The following is a 14,401-nucleotide window of genomic DNA, read 5'->3' on the forward strand; positions in this document are numbered from 1 at the left end:
GTACTCCCAGAGGACCTTGGAATGTCTCTATTGCGGATCAGGCCCCCTGCCGTCCTCAGCGCGCTGGTCTTTCTGGCCGCTTGCGGTGGCGGCGGTGGCAACGGCGGCATCAGCAGCACGCCGGTGCCGCAACCGACGCCGACGCCGGTGCCAACGCCCGCTCCTGCTCCCACACCGACACCCACGCCGCCGCCGACCAATTTCGATACCGCCGAATTCCGCACCTCGGACGGCCCGGACCAGCACAACGCAACCGCTGCATGGCAGCGCGGCGCAACCGGGGATGGCGTCACCATCGCCATCGTCGATACAGGTATCGACCCAGACAATCCCGAGTTCGCCGGACGAATTCACCCCAACTCGCGCGATGTCGCGGGCAATCGGGGGATTCAGCAGGAAGACGATCACGGGACCAACGTCGCGCTGGTGGCGGCCGCAGCGCGCAACGGCGCGGGCATTCTCGGGATCGCCTTCGATGCCGACCTGCTGGTGCTGCGCGCAGACCGGGTCGGCACCTGCGGAACGGACACTCCGGAGGACACATCGCTCGGCTGCAGCTTCCTCGATTCCGAAATCGCCGAAGCCGTCGACGTGGCGATCGCCAGCGGCGCCAGGGTCGTGAACCTCAGCCTCGGGGGCGATGGCGCCTCACAATCCGTGCTTGGCGCGATCCGGCGGGCTTCGGATGCGGGTATCGTCGTCGTCGTCGCGGCCGGCAACGGCGGGCAGGGAGATGTCGCCGGGACCGATCCCAACCAGCCCACCGAATTCGCTTCGGCCCTGCGCGCCGCGGGCGGGAACAACGTCATCATCGTCGGATCGGTCGACGAGGCCGGGACGATCTCCAGCTTCAGCCAGCGCGCCGGAGATGATGCCGCGTGGTATCTCGGCGCCCGGGGCGAGCGCATCTGCTGCGTCTACGAGGACGGAGAGATCTTCGTCGGCAGGGATTCGGGGGGCAGCTTCCGCCTGCTGTTCGCCGGCACCAGTTTCGCCACCCCGCAGGTCGCCGGTGCGGTGGCCTTGCTGGCGCAGGCCTTTCCCAATCTGACCGGGCAGCAGATCGTCGAAATCCTGCTTGCCAGCGCGCGCGATGCAGGCAGCGCCGGGACCGATCCGATCTACGGGCGGGGCCTTCTCGACATCGCCGCCGCCTTCGCGCCGTCGGGGACCACCACGATGGCTGGCACAGCCACGGCCGTCCGCATCGGTTCCGACACTGCGATCGCCTCGGCGGCGATGGGGGACGCCTTTATGGGCGGACAGCCAATGCGGGGCGTGGTGCTCGACGATTACGAGCGTGCCTACGAATATGATTTCGGTGCCGGGTTGCGGGGCTCGGTGCCGCAGTACCGGCTACACGCAGCGCTTGCCGGCGGGTCGCGACATGTCGCTGCGGGCAGTCGCGACATGTCGCTTGCCTTCACCATCGCCGACCCCGGAGCGCAGCCGAAAGAGGGGTGGATCGGTCAGCTCCGGCTGACCCAAGAACAGGCGGAGGCAGCGCGCGTGCTGGCGGCGAGGCTGGCGCTGCGCATCGACCCCCACACGCAGCTCGGCATCGCCATGCGCGAAGGGGCGAGCGGGCTTGCAGGACAGCTGCAGGACACGCAGCGCCCGGCTTTCCTTATCGCCGGGGCAGCGAATGGCGATACGGGCTTCGAGCGTGTGTCCGACATGTCGCTGGCATTGCGCCGCGAGATAGCGGGCTTCGGATTGACCCTGAGTGCCGAGAGCGGCGAGGCCTGGCTCGGAAATTGGCGACGCGGCGAAGAGAATCTCCGCGGTCGGCGCGAACGCTTTGGTACACGAAGCTTCGCGATCGCGGCAGACCGCAGCTTCGGGCCGCTGGATACGGTGTTCGGTCTCACGGTGATGCAGGAAGAGCAAACGGTGCTGGGGGGCTATTTCGATCGCAGCCTGGGAGCGGCAGGCGCTGAGACCCTGTTCGTCGATGCCGGCGCGGCGATGCGCGTGTTCGACGGCTGGATCCTGGCAGGAAACTATCGTCAAGGATACACGCAGGCGCGCCGAGCGGGACTGGTGGCGGCGGGGTCGAATTTCGCCAGCAACGCATGGTCGCTCGATCTGTCTCGGAGTGGACTGTTCAAGCCGGGCGACAGCATCGGCTTCCGCATCGCTCAGCCACTCCGGGTAACGGGAGGTGGGATCGCCTTCGATATGCCGGTGAGCTACGACTATGTCAGCGAGACGGCGAGCTTCGGTCGCCGCCACCTTTCGCTGGCGCCATCAGGTCGGGAGATCGTCGGCGAAGTGGCCTGGCGCGGCCCGGTGGGCTCGGGCGAGGCCGGTGCCAGCCTCTATTATCGCCGGCAACCCGGACACTACGTCGCCGCGCCCGACGATATGGGCGCTGCGCTGAGCTGGCGCCGGGCCTTCTAGGCCGGCATTCCCGCTTCGAGGGCGAACTGATGGGCCCGCTCGACGAGCGGTCCGACCCGCTCGCTCATCGCCTTGGCGTGGGCCGAGGAGGCGGTGCCGTCGATCACTCGCTTCTTGATGCCCTGCATGATCCCGGCAAGGCGGAAGAGATTGTAGGCGAAATACCAGTCCATCGGCGGCACCGGATAGCCGGTCCGCGCGACATAGCGTTCGACCGCTTCGCCCTGTGTCGGGATACCGAGCGCACCAAGGTCGAGGCCGAGAAGCCCGGCGCGCCCGTCCGCCGGGTTGTGCCAGTTGAGCATGAGATAGCTGAAATCCGCGATCGGATCGCCGAGGGTGGACAGCTCCCAGTCGAGCACGGCCAGGACGTTCGGGCTGTCTTTCTCGAAAATGAGATTGTCGAGCCGGTAATCTCCGTGGACCACGCTGCTTTCGTGTTGCGGGGGAATCGTCTCGGGCAGCCAGGCGATCAACCGCTCCATCTGCTCCATGTGCTCGGTTTCGGAGAGCTTGTACTGCTTGGACCAGCGCGCGATCTGCCGCGCGCAGTAATCGGTCGGCTTCCCGTAATCGCCGAGGCCGATCTCCTGCGGGTCCTTGAGGTGAAGGTCCGCCATCGTGTCGATCATCGCATGGTAGATCGCACGGCGCTCTTCCGGATCGATACCGGGCAGGGCACCGTTCCACAGCGAGCGTCCGTCGGCGAGACCCATGACGAAGAATTTGGACCCGATGACATCCGTGTCTTCGCACAGCCCGTAGGTCTTGGGCACGGGAAAGCCGGTCGGGCCGAGCGCCGACATGGCGGCATATTCCCGATCAACGGCATGCGCGCTGGGCAACAGCTTGCCGAAGGGCTGGCGGCGCAGGACATAGGCGCGTCCGGGCGTGTCGATGCGATAGGTCGGGTTCGACTGACCGCCCTTGAACTTGGAATAGGAAATCGGCCCTTCGAAACCCTCGACGTTCGCCGCGAACCATTGGCCCAACCGGTCGAGATCGAGCTGATCGCGCTCGGGCACAGCGACGGTGCCGACCATCTCCTTGTCGAAATCGATGCTCGTGTCGTCAGCCGCCATCAATCGAACACCACCACGCTGCGCGCCGAATTGCCCTGTTTCATCTTCTCGAAACCATCGTTGATCTTCTCGAGCGGGATGCGCTCGGCGATGATCGTGTCGAGATCGAGCAGTCCGCGCATGTAGAAATCGACGAGGCGGGGCAGGTCGACCGGGAAGTGGTTCATGCCCATGATCGCACCCTGGAGCTTCTTGCCGCTGAGGAGATCCATGGCGCCCAGGCCGACCTTGCAGTCGAGCGGCATCATCCCGAGGATCGTCGCCGTGCCGCCGCGCCGCAACAGTTTGACCGAGAGATCGGCGCTGGCCTGGCGGCCCACCGCCTCGATCGCGTGGTGCACCCCGCCTTCGGAGATCCGCATGACCTGCTCGACCGCATCTTCGGCCATGGCATCGATGCTGTGCGTCGCGCCCAGCGCTTCGGCGAGTTCGCGCTTCTCCGGGATCGGATCGATGGCGATAACCTTGCCCGCGCCGGCGATCTTGGCGGCGTTGACCGCGGCGAGGCCGACCCCGCCGCAACCGACCACTGCGACCGCCTCGCCCGGAACGACCGAGCAGGCGTTGAAGATCGTCCCCGCACCGGTCGTGACCGCGCAGCCGATGATCGCCGCGCGGTCGAGCGGCATGTCCTTGTCGATCGCGACGCAGGCGTGCTCGTGGATCAGCATCTGCTCGCAGAAAGCGGACAGGTTGAGCATCTGCGCGACCGGTTCGCTGCCGTCCGCCCGCATGATGCGCGGCCTGGCGGTCTGCGGACGGCGCGTGTCCGCCCCCATGCACAGCGCCATTCGCCCGGTGACGCAGAATTCGCAGTGCCCGCAGAAGGCGGAGAGGCAGGAAACCACGTGGTCGCCCGGCTTTACCGTCTTGACCTCGCTGCCGACGGCGCGAACCACGCCTGCTGCTTCATGACCCGGTATGGCGGGGACGGGGTGCGGATAGGCGCCGTCGATGAAATGCAGGTCCGAATGGCAGAGGCCGCAGGCCTTGGTATCGATCAGCACCTCGTGCGGGCCGGGATCGGCCAGCTCGACCTCGCCGATGGTAAGCGCGCCGACCTTCTCCAGGATCGCTGCCTTGGCCATCAGCGGCTCGCCCCCACGTCGCCGCTGCTCATCGCGCCGGCACTGCCCGCGCTCGCGGACTGGGCATTCCCGCCGCGCAGCGCATTGGCGCTCGGCCCCTCCTGGGGAAGGTGCTTGGCGAATTCCATCCGCGCGATCGAACGGGCGTGGACCTCATCGGGACCGTCGGCGAGCCGCAGGGTGCGTTGGTGGGCGTAGGCACTGGCGAGCCCGTAGTCGTTCGACACGCCGCCGCCGCCATGGGCCTGGATCGCATCGTCGATGATCTTGAGCGCCATATTCGGTGCCTGTACCTTGATCATCGCGATTTCCTGCTTGGCGGCCTTGTTGCCGACCTTGTCCATCATGTCGGCGGCCTTGAGGCAGAGCAGGCGAGTCATGTCGATGTCGATCCGGGCGCGGGCGACGCGTTCTTCCCATACCGAATGCTTGTAGATCGGCTTGCCGAAGGCCTCGCGTTCCTGGAGCCTGCGACACATTTTCTCCAGCGCCTCTTCCGCGACGCCGATGGTGCGCATGCAGTGATGGATGCGGCCCGGTCCGAGCCGCCCCTGCGCAATCTCGAAGCCGCGCCCTTCGCCGAGCAGCATCGCGGAAGCGGGAACGCGGACGTCCTTCAATTCGACTTCCATATGGCCGTGCGGGGCATCGTCGTAACCGAAGACGGGGAGATGGCGCAGGATGTTCACGCCCTCCGCCTCCACCGGCATCAGGATCATCGACTGCTGGGCGTGACGTCCGGCGGAAAAATCGGTCTTGCCCATGACGATGGCGACCTTGCAGCGCGGATCGCCGAGGCCGGAAGACCACCATTTGCGGCCGTTGATGACGTAGTGATCACCGTCTTGCTCGATCCTTGTTTCGATGTTGGTCGCATCGGAACTGGCGGTGTACGGTTCGGTCATCAGGAAGGCGGAGCGGATTTCGCCGTTCATCAGCGGCGTCAGCCATTCGTCCTTTTGCTCGCGGGTGCCGTAGCGATGGAAGACCTCCATGTTGCCGGTGTCGGGCGCGGAGCAGTTGAAGACCTCCGACGCGAAGCCGATCTTGCCCATCTCCTCGGCGCAGAGCGCGTATTCGAGATTGGTGAGGCCGGGCCCTTCGAATTCGAAGCTCTCCTCGACATGATGGTGACCCTCGTTGCGCGGCGGCATGAAGAGGTTCCAGATGCCCTGCGACTTGGCCTTGGCCTTCAGCTCCTCGACCACGGGGATCACCTTCCAGCGATCACCCTCGGCATCCTGCTTGGCATAGGTCGGAACGGCCGGGCGGACATGGTCGTCGATGAAGTTCTTGACCCGGTCGCGCCAATAGGCCTGCCGTTCGGTAGGTTCGAAATCCATCGTGAAATCCTCTCTCGTCGAATCCGTTGCTTTGCGAAACTGGCAGAGCGGGGAAGCTGCGCCAAGGGGTTTGTCTGCGGAGCCCGCTCAGGGACCGGTGGTGCCTGCGTCGATGTCGCCGCGAGCGGCCAGGTCGAGCGCGGCGATCCGCGCCTCGTGCTCCTCGCGCGTGATCGGGAAGCGGCCGAGCCAGTATGCGGCGACCGAGGCCAGCACCGCGGAGGCAAGCGCATAGAGCACGATCAGGCGGATCAGCACGTCGTCGTCCACCGAGCCTTGCGCGGCATCGGTCGGGAGCCCGGAAAAGGCGATGATCTGCCCGGTCAGGAAAATTCCGACCCCGGTCGCGCATTTCTGCACGAACCAGTTGCCCGAATAGAAACTGCCCTCGGCGCGCCGCCCGGTCCGCTCCTGGAATGCCTCGACGATCTCGGCGATCATCGAGGATCCTGAGATCATCGTCACGATGCCGCTGGTGTTGGAGAGCAGGAGGAAGCCGTAGAACAGCGCGGTCGATGCGGCGGTGCCCGGCTCGGGCCACAGGCCGCCCACGAACAGGGCGTATGGCAACATGCCCAGTCCCAGCGCCACGATCATCGACAAGGCGGCGCTGCGCGGCTTGCCGAACCGGCGATGAAGCGGTCCGACGACAAAGAACATCAGCACCACCGAAAGGAACAGGATGATCGGATAGATAACCAGAGCGGTGCGGTCGAACTGCCAGACGAACAGGTTGACGTAGTTGGAGATCGAGAACGTCATTCCCTGGCTGACGTATGCGGCCATCGCCCCGGCCGCAAAGATCAGGAAGGCGCGTTCGGAAAAGGCCTCGCGGATCTCGGAAAAGGCCTGGCGGATGGTAAAGGGCGGGGGCCGGTCCGCTGGGAGATGGGCGACCAGCCGATGCTGCCCGATCGCCGACCCGACGACCGATACGAAGATCAGCACCGCGCCGAAGATGCCGAAGGGGCTGTAGCCGCTGGCATCGAGCATCCCCTCGGGCCCGCGCATGAAGACGGTATAGGCGAGCAGCATCATGGTCAGCCCGCCGATCCAGCCGAACAGGTAGCGATAGCGGAACAGCGTGGTGCGCTCGTCGTAATCCGCGGTGATCTCGGGCAGGAGGCTGACCGAGGGGACCTCGCACGCGGACAAAAGTATGCGCACGACGATGGCGATGCCGAGCAGTTCCCAGAAGCTCGGGGTGCCGTCGACCGCCGGGTTCCACAGCACCGCCCAGGCGAGCGCCAGCGGCAGCGCGGCGGCATAGAGCCAGGGCAGGCGACGCCCCCAACGCGTATAGGTACGGTCGGACAGATTGCCGAGGATCGGGTCGACCACGGCATCGACCAGCAGCGCGCAGGCCAGCGCCAGACTGACCAGCCCGGCGTTCATCCCCAGCACCTGATTGTAGAAGATCAGCAGGAAGAAGGAAAAGCCGCTGTCCTTGACGCCGAACGCCACCGCGCCGAAGCCGTGGACGATCTTGAGGCGTTGCGGCAGGGGGCCGCTGACGAAACTCATGACAGTTTCATTCCTGCCCGGCGGCTGAATCGCACGGCATTCTCTCCCCGAAATTCCCGTCACAAGCTTAGGGGCAGCCCGCCCGCCGTCAACGGAAACGGCCTGACGCTACGGCATGGCGCTCTGCCGTCATCACCCTTGCGGGCACGGGTCGAATCGACCTAACGTTTACGTCAATCAGGAGCTCGAGAGAGGAGTCGGAAAATGGCCGAAGACAGCGATCTGGAATCGTTTCGCAGCGAAGTGCGCGGCTGGCTGGAGGCGAATTGCCCCGAAGAGATGCGCCAGCCCGTCCGCGACGAGGACGACGTCTATTGGGGCGGGCGCAATGCCAGTTTCAAGAACGATGCGCAGAAGGCCTGGTTCGAGGCCTGCCGTGACAAGGGCTACACCGTGCCCGATTGGCCCAAGGCTTATGGTGGCGCCGGGCTGACCGCGGCGCAGGCCAAGGTGCTGCGGCAGGAAATGGCGCGCATCGGCGCGCGCCCGCCGCTTTCCAGCTTCGGTATCTGGATGCTCGGCCCGGCGCTGCTCAAATTCGGCACCGAAGGGCAGAAGCAGAAATTCCTGAACGAGATCGCCCGCGGGGAAATCCGCTGGTGCCAGGGCTATTCCGAGCCCGGGAGCGGCTCCGACCTCGTCAGCATGCAGACATTCGGCGAGGACAAGGGTGATCACTGGGTGGTCAACGGCCAGAAGATCTGGACCTCCTACGCTGACGAGGCCGACTGGATCTTCTGCCTCGTCCGCACCGACAAGGAGAACAAGTACCAGGGCATCACCTTCATGCTGTTCGACATGGCGAACGAAGGGGTCGACACAAAGCCGATCAAGCTGATCAGCGGCAACAGCCCGTTCTGCGAGACCTTCTTCGACGACGTGAAGGTGCCCAAAAGCTACGGCGAGGACATCCCCGGCTATGTCGGCGAGATCAACCGCGGCTGGGACGTGGCGAAATACCTGCTCGGGCACGAGCGCGAGATGATCTCCGGTGCTGGCGGCGGCGACCGCACCAGTGCGATCGGTGCGGCCATGAAGCGCAATGCCGGAGAATTGGATCCGGTGCTGCGCGCCGAGCTGGCGATGTTCGACGTCGATGCACTGGCCTACGCCGCGATGGGCGAGAAATTCCTCGACGAGGTCAAGGTCGGCAAGGGCCACCCGGCCCAGCCGAACATGATGAAATACGTCGGGACCGAGCTCAACAAGCGCCGGCACGAACTGATGATGGCGGCGGGCGGCTCCAGAGCCCTGGAATGGGAGAGCGAGGAGACCGGCGGCGGCAAGCCCGCGCGCGGCTGGCTGCGCACCAAGGCCAACAGCATCGAGGGCGGCACCAGCGAGGTGATGCTCAACGTCATTTCCAAGCGCATCCTGGAATTGCCCGGGGCGTAGATTAACCGTCATCCCGGCGGAAGCTGGGATCTCTGTCGGCGTGTGCCGACCAACCGGAACCAGATCCCAGCTTTCGCTGGGATGACGAGAGAGGAACTGGCGAATGCCACTCTACCACGACGACGATCAGGCGATGCTGGCCGAAAGCGCCAGCCAGTTCATGGCCGAACAGGGCGGGATCAAGGATCAGCTGCGCCAATGGCGCGATCGCGATTGCAAGGACGGATTCGGCCACGCGCTGTGGAAGCAGTTCGCCGAGATGGGCTTCACCGGCATCCTGGTGGACGAGGATCACGGCGGGCTCGGCATGGGCAATGTCGAGGCGGGAATCGTTCTCGAGCAGATCGGCCGCAATCTGACACCTTCGCCGTTCCTCACCAGCTCGGTGCTGGCGGCGACCGCGCTCAGGCACGGCGGTGATGACGCGAAGGGCCGCTGGCTCCCTGGCATGGTCGAGGGCGAGAAGGTTTACGCCGTCGCCATCGACGAGGGTGCCAAGCACCGTCCGGAGACGATCCGCACCAAGGCCGAGAAGTCGGGCAACGGCTTTCGCCTTTCCGGTCAGAAGGATTTCGTGATCCATGGGGCAAGTGCCGACATGATGATCGTCGCCGCGCGCACTTCCGGCAGCGATAGCGATGCGGACGGCATCACCCTGTTCGCGGTGCCCAAGGACGCCGACGGAATGACCCACGATGCCGTCCGGCTGGTCGACAGTTCGATGGCCACCCACACGAAGTTCGAAGGGGTCGAGCTCGACGGCGACGCCGTGATCGGCGAGGTCGACGGCGGCCGCGAAATCCTGAACGCCATGCTTGCCGCGGGCCGGGTCGGCGCTGCGGCCGAAGGAGTCGGCGTGGCGCAGGGAGCGATGGACATGACCATCGACTACCTCAAGCAGCGCAAGCAGTTCGGCAGGCTGATCGGCGAGTTCCAGGCGCTCCAGCACCGCGCCGCGCATCTCTATTCCGAAGTCGAGATCGCCCGCGCGGTGACCATCAAGGCGGCGCAATTGCTCGATGGCGGATCGGACAAGGCCAATCTGATGACCAGCGTGGCCAAGGCCAAGGTCGCCAAGGCCGCCGGCCTGGCGGTCCGGGAGGGCGTGCAGATGCATGGCGGCATCGGCATGACCGACGAATACGACATCGGCCTCTACATGAAGCGCGACCGGGCGCTGCAGGAGTTCCTGGGCGATCAGTACTATCACGCCGGGCGTGTGGCCGAGCTGAGCGGGTATTGACGAGAACGCTTCACCCCGGCGCGGGCCGGGGTCTCTGGCCCCTCGATACGATCCAAAACACGAAGACCCCGGCCTGGGCCGGGATGACGGAGAAATAACATGACCCTCGAAGATCTGTTCAGCCTCAAAGGACGCACTGCGCTGGTGACCGGCGGAAGCCGCGGGATCGGGCGAATGATCGTCGAGGGGTTCCTCGCGGCGGGGATCGAGCGCGTCTACATCACCGCGCGCAAGGGCGGCGAACTGCACGAGACCGCCGAGGAGCTGGGCGATCGCGTGGTGCCGGTCCAGGGCGACATTTCCACCACCGAAGGCATCGACGACCTGGTCGCGGAGATTGCGGGCAAGGAGAAAAAGCTCGACATCCTCGTCAACAATGCCGGCGCGGCATGGGGTGCGGAATATCTCGATTTCCCTGAAAAAGGCTGGGACAAGGTCATGGATCTGAACGTCAAATCCGTGTTCTTCCTCACCCAGAAGCTGCACGGCCTGCTGACCGCCGCGGCCAGCGCCGAACGCCCGGCCAAGGTGATCAACATCGCCAGCGTCGACGGCCTCAGGATCAATCCCTGGGAAACCTATTCCTACCAGGCGAGCAAGGCGGCGCTGATCCAGCTCACCCGCCGCATGGCGGCGCGGCTGGTCAAGGACCACGTGTACATGACTGCGATCGCCCCCGGTGCCTTCCCATCGGACATGAACAAGGTCGCGCGCGACATGGCCGAGGAAAGCGGGAAGGGCATTCCCAACAAGCGTGTGGGCGATGCCTTCGACATGGGCGGCAGCGCCGTCTATCTCGCCAGCCGCGCGGGCGACTACACGATCGGCGAGACGCTGACGGTCGACGGGGGCATCGTCAATGCGCTGCTGCCCACCCATTTCGCGGACCCGGCCGGCGGACGCTGACCGCCCGAATTCCGGGCCATGATCGCCTGCCTTTGCGCCGCCGTCGGCGATTGCTAGACGGCGGATGATGCGCGATCCCCAACCCCTTTCCCTGGCGATCGCGGGTCTGTTCCTGCTGCTGTGCCTGCCGCGCATCGCGGTGCCCGGCAGCTACCTGTTCGACGAGGGATACTATATCCCCGCCGCCCTGAGCCTGCTTCAGGGCGAGGCGGTGCTCAATCGCGAGCATCCGATGCTGGCAAAGGAGCTGCTGGCGGTGTCGATCGCGGTCCTCGGAGACAATCCGCTGGGCTGGCGCGCCCTTTCGCTTGTGTCGATGACGGGCGCCCTGTTTCTGGCGATGCGGGCGATGTGGCACTTCACCCGCGACAGGACGGCGAGCCTGATGTTCGGTTTCCTGCTGGCGACCAGCGGCCTAACGCTCGGCCTCGCCAGGCTCGGGACGCTCGATGCACCGATGCTGCTGTTCGCTGCGGCGGGTGCCCATGCGCTTGCGAAAGACAGGAGATGGGTGGCGGCGGTGTTCTTCGGGCTCTCTCTCGCCTGCAAATGGACCGTCGCGCCCCTGCTTCCCGTCCTCGCCCTGCTCGTCGGTATGAGAGGCGCGGGCGGGCCCAGGGCGGTCGGCATCGAGCTGCTGCGCTTCGGTATCGTGCCGCTGGCCGTCTATGCGGTCAGCTTCCTGCCGGGGTTCTTCGTCAGGGAGAACCCCTTCGTGCCCGCCGAATTTCTTACGCTGCAATCGGTGATGAAGGATGCTCTGCTCTCTTACAACGCGCCCAATCCCTATGCGGCACGCTGGTGGGAGCTGCCGCTGGGCCTCGCACCCTACTGGGCGCTGGCGCAGGCGGTCGACGGGGCATGGCGTTTCATCGTCCTCATCCAGAACCCAGTCGGCACGCTGGCGACGCTTGTGGCGCTCCCCTTTGCCTGGCGGGATCGCCGGTTGCGGCTCCTGCTGCCGTTCTACCTGACCCCCATTGTCCTCGCCGCGGGTTCGGACCGGGTCGCCTATGTCCACCAGTTCGCCCTGCCGATGGCCGTGGGCCTCGCCATGGCTGCGCTGATGCTGGCGAGGATGCCGCGATACTGGACTGTCGGGACCGCGGTCGCGAGCGGAGTCGTGCTGGCCTTCTTCCACCCTTACATCACCGCCGCCCCCTTTGCGGATCGGGGGGCGGGGGAACGCGCCATCTGGATCGATCGCTGGCGGATCGTCGATTTCGACACTTGGGCACCCGTCCATCGCCCGCATTTCGACGCCCGCGAAAAACTTCAGGCCATCTGCCTCCAGCGCCCGGTCGATTGCGACATCGCGATGCTCGAAAGCCCGCTCGCCGATCTCATGGCAGAGCACGGCCTGACGCGCGCGGCCGTCGCTTTCAGGACGGGCGGGGCGGGCTCGCGGGTCCTCGCGCTGAACGCGACCCCAGCGATGCGCGAAAGGGTTCGGGAAAGCTTGCGTTCCGGTTTTCCCCCGTCAGCCGGCGGGCGCGAGGAATGGACTTTGTCGGTACGTCGCGGAGATTTCGTGGCGGTCGGCCTGTTCGAAGGTATCCCGCGCGATAGACCAGCTGCCGAAAGGCGGGTCCGGTCCTATCTGGTCTCGCTTGAGGCGACGCCCGGCAGTTAGACCGGCATCAACTCATCAGTTCGCGCACGAAGGGGATTAAACCGGTCTGCCGCTGGCGCTTCATCCGTTCGGCGTCGAGAATTTCGCGAACCTTGGCGAAGCAGGCCTGCATGTCGTCGTTGATGACGACGTAGTCGTAAGCGTCCCAGTGGCTGATTTCGCTGCGGGCACGTTCCATGCGGGCATCGATCACCGCCGCGCTGTCTTGCGCGCGGCTCTCGAGCCGTCGGCGCAGCTCGACGATGCTGGGCGGCAGGATGAATACCCGGACCACGTCCTGCTGGTCCTTCTGGTAGAGCTGCTGCGTGCCCTGCCAGTCGATGTCGAACAGGAAATCCTGCCCTTCCTTCAGCGCGCTGCGGATACGGCCCTTGGGCGTGCCGTAACGATGGCCGAACACATGCGCCCATTCGTAGAAATCGTCTTCCTCCACCAGCCGGTCGAATTCGGCATCGTCGACGAAATGATAATGCACCCCGTCGATCTCGCCTTCGCGCGGCGGGCGCGTGGTGACGCTGACCGAGAGCATGATTTCGTCGTCGGCGTCGAGCAGCATGCGGCTGATCGTGGTCTTGCCGGCGCCGCTTGGCGAGGAGAGGATGAACATGAGCCCGCGCCGGGCAAGGGTGTCGATCGAATGTTCGGGACTGGCCATGTGCGCTGTTGGCGCATGGCGGGGCGGCAAATCAAGCCCGTGTGCGCGATTCTCAGATCGCCGCGTCCGGGTCGGCCTGTTTCTTAAGCATGCGGTCCCCGTTGCGGCGCGCCGACTTCTTCGATTGGGCCCGGTCGTAGAGCGTCTTCGCGGCGAGCCCCGCGCCGACGACCAGCGCGCCGGGTACGGAGCGGGTGGCAACCTTGGTGACTCCATAGGCGGCGAGGGTATGGAGCAGGGAGCGGTTCTCCACCGCTTCCTTGGCGAATTCCTTCGAATATTGCCGGCCCAGCAGCGCCTTCTCCACCGTCAGTCGGGACAGGCGCCCGACGCTGCGCAGGATGATGTCGTTGATGATCAGATTGGTTGCCGGGTTCGGGCTCGGCCCCGGAACCCTGTCGGAACGGTGCGGCCGCGGATCGGTCGCTCTTTCCAGCGCCGCTCCCGCACGATCGGTGATGTGACTTGCCTTGTTCGCCATTCTGCCCCCGCATTCCCGGAAGCTCCGGGAGGCTATTTCTTGCGGCCGAAATCGACCGTGACGACGTTCGAGCCGTCGTCCGCTCCCTTAACGGCTGCATCGCCGCCCTGTTCCGCTTCACCGTCCTCGGCATCGTTCTCCGGCGTCTCGGTCGGGGCCGGGGCCATGTCCGCAACGGTCGCCTGGAACTGCAAGCCGAAATCGACCGCGGGATCGACGAATTGCGTGATCGCGGCATAGGGAATTTCGAGCTCGGCCGGAATCTGGTTGAAGCTCAGCCCGACGCCGAAGCCGTCCTCGCGCACGTTGAGGTTCCAGAACTTGTTCTGGAGCACGATGGTCATCTCGTCCGGGAAGCGTTCGCGCAGGCTCTTGGGCACCGAAACGCCGGGCGCGTGAGTCTTGAAGGTGATGTAGAAGTGATGATTACCCGGCAGCTCGCCGCCGGAATCCTCGATCTCGCCGAGCACCCTTCCGACCACCGCGCGCAGGGCCTCCTGCACGATGGCATCGTAGGGGATCAGGCTGTCGGGCGTTTCGTCGCTCATATCCCAGGCTAGGTGGCGGCGGGCGCGCATCCGGTCAAGCGCGAAGTCGGTGCCATTCCCCCGGACGATTCCCTTGCCTGCGACGGTGCACCGCCTATAG

At 65.5% G+C, this 14,401-nt stretch carries 12 protein-coding genes; 5 read left to right on the plus strand and 7 right to left on the minus strand.

Going from position 1 to position 14,401, the window contains the following annotated elements; all coding sequences use genetic code 11:
* Positions 1-21 precede the first annotated feature (21 nt).
* Positions 22-2,403, plus strand: a complete 2,382-nt coding sequence (locus tag ACGHN1_RS04885; RefSeq protein WP_390548851.1) for a S8 family peptidase — start codon at positions 22-24, stop codon at positions 2,401-2,403.
* On the opposite strand, the gene ACGHN1_RS04890 is transcribed toward ACGHN1_RS04885, so the two are convergent.
* The 4 genes from ACGHN1_RS04890 to ACGHN1_RS04905 form a co-directional block, all read right to left on the minus strand.
* On the minus strand, positions 2,400-3,485 hold the full coding sequence (locus ACGHN1_RS04890; RefSeq protein ID WP_390548853.1) for a phosphotransferase family protein: 1,086 nt from the start codon (positions 3,483-3,485) through the stop codon (positions 2,400-2,402). The two genes, ACGHN1_RS04885 and ACGHN1_RS04890, sit on opposite strands and share 4 nt — an antisense overlap.
* Positions 3,485-4,573 carry a Zn-dependent alcohol dehydrogenase gene (locus ACGHN1_RS04895; RefSeq protein WP_390548855.1) on the minus strand — a complete coding sequence of 363 codons (1,089 nt, stop codon included), beginning with the start codon at positions 4,571-4,573 and terminating at the stop codon, positions 3,485-3,487. The genes ACGHN1_RS04890 and ACGHN1_RS04895 overlap by 1 nt, the downstream gene beginning before the upstream one ends.
* The gene (locus ACGHN1_RS04900; protein WP_390548857.1) at positions 4,573-5,916 is read right to left on the minus strand and encodes an acyl-CoA dehydrogenase family protein; all 1,344 of its coding nucleotides are present in this window, start codon (positions 5,914-5,916) and stop codon (positions 4,573-4,575) included. Before ACGHN1_RS04900 ends, ACGHN1_RS04895 begins: the two co-directional genes overlap by 1 nt.
* 87 nt (positions 5,917-6,003) lie before the next feature.
* Positions 6,004-7,440, minus strand: coding sequence for an MFS transporter (locus tag ACGHN1_RS04905; protein WP_390548859.1), 1,437 nt, complete (start codon positions 7,438-7,440; stop codon positions 6,004-6,006).
* A gap of 204 nt (positions 7,441-7,644) precedes the next feature.
* Between ACGHN1_RS04905 and ACGHN1_RS04910 the strand changes: the two genes are divergently transcribed.
* The 4 genes from ACGHN1_RS04910 to ACGHN1_RS04925 all read left to right on the plus strand — a co-directional run bounded on the left by ACGHN1_RS04910 (position 7,645) and on the right by ACGHN1_RS04925 (position 12,617).
* A complete protein-coding gene (locus tag ACGHN1_RS04910; protein WP_390548861.1) occupies positions 7,645-8,835 on the plus strand; it encodes an acyl-CoA dehydrogenase family protein in 1,191 nt (396 codons plus the stop codon).
* Between the two features lie 103 nt (positions 8,836-8,938).
* On the plus strand, positions 8,939-10,078 hold the full coding sequence (locus tag ACGHN1_RS04915) for an acyl-CoA dehydrogenase family protein (protein WP_390548862.1): 1,140 nt from the start codon (positions 8,939-8,941) through the stop codon (positions 10,076-10,078).
* A gap of 99 nt (positions 10,079-10,177) precedes the next feature.
* Positions 10,178-10,984, plus strand: coding sequence for an SDR family oxidoreductase (locus tag ACGHN1_RS04920; protein WP_390548864.1), 807 nt, complete (start codon positions 10,178-10,180; stop codon positions 10,982-10,984).
* Between the two features lie 67 nt (positions 10,985-11,051).
* Complete coding sequence (locus tag ACGHN1_RS04925; RefSeq protein WP_390548866.1) at positions 11,052-12,617, plus strand: hypothetical protein; 1,566 nt, start codon at positions 11,052-11,054, stop codon at positions 12,615-12,617.
* Between the two features lie 7 nt (positions 12,618-12,624).
* On the opposite strand, the gene gmk is transcribed toward ACGHN1_RS04925, so the two are convergent.
* The 3 genes from gmk to ACGHN1_RS04940 are packed head-to-tail and all read right to left on the minus strand — an operon-like array spanning position 12,625 to position 14,301.
* Entirely contained in the window at positions 12,625-13,272 is a 648-nt protein-coding gene (gene gmk / locus ACGHN1_RS04930) for a guanylate kinase (protein ID WP_390548868.1), read from the minus strand.
* A 52-nt stretch (positions 13,273-13,324) separates the two neighbouring features.
* Positions 13,325-13,753, minus strand: a complete 429-nt coding sequence (locus ACGHN1_RS04935) for a hypothetical protein (RefSeq protein ID WP_390548870.1) — start codon at positions 13,751-13,753, stop codon at positions 13,325-13,327.
* A 32-nt stretch (positions 13,754-13,785) separates the two neighbouring features.
* A complete protein-coding gene (locus ACGHN1_RS04940; protein ID WP_390548872.1) occupies positions 13,786-14,301 on the minus strand; it encodes an SspB family protein in 516 nt (171 codons plus the stop codon).
* Positions 14,302-14,401 lie beyond the last annotated feature (100 nt).

The organism is Qipengyuania sp. MTN3-11 (assembly GCF_042851825.1).
Lineage (GTDB): Bacteria > Pseudomonadota > Alphaproteobacteria > Sphingomonadales > Sphingomonadaceae > Qipengyuania.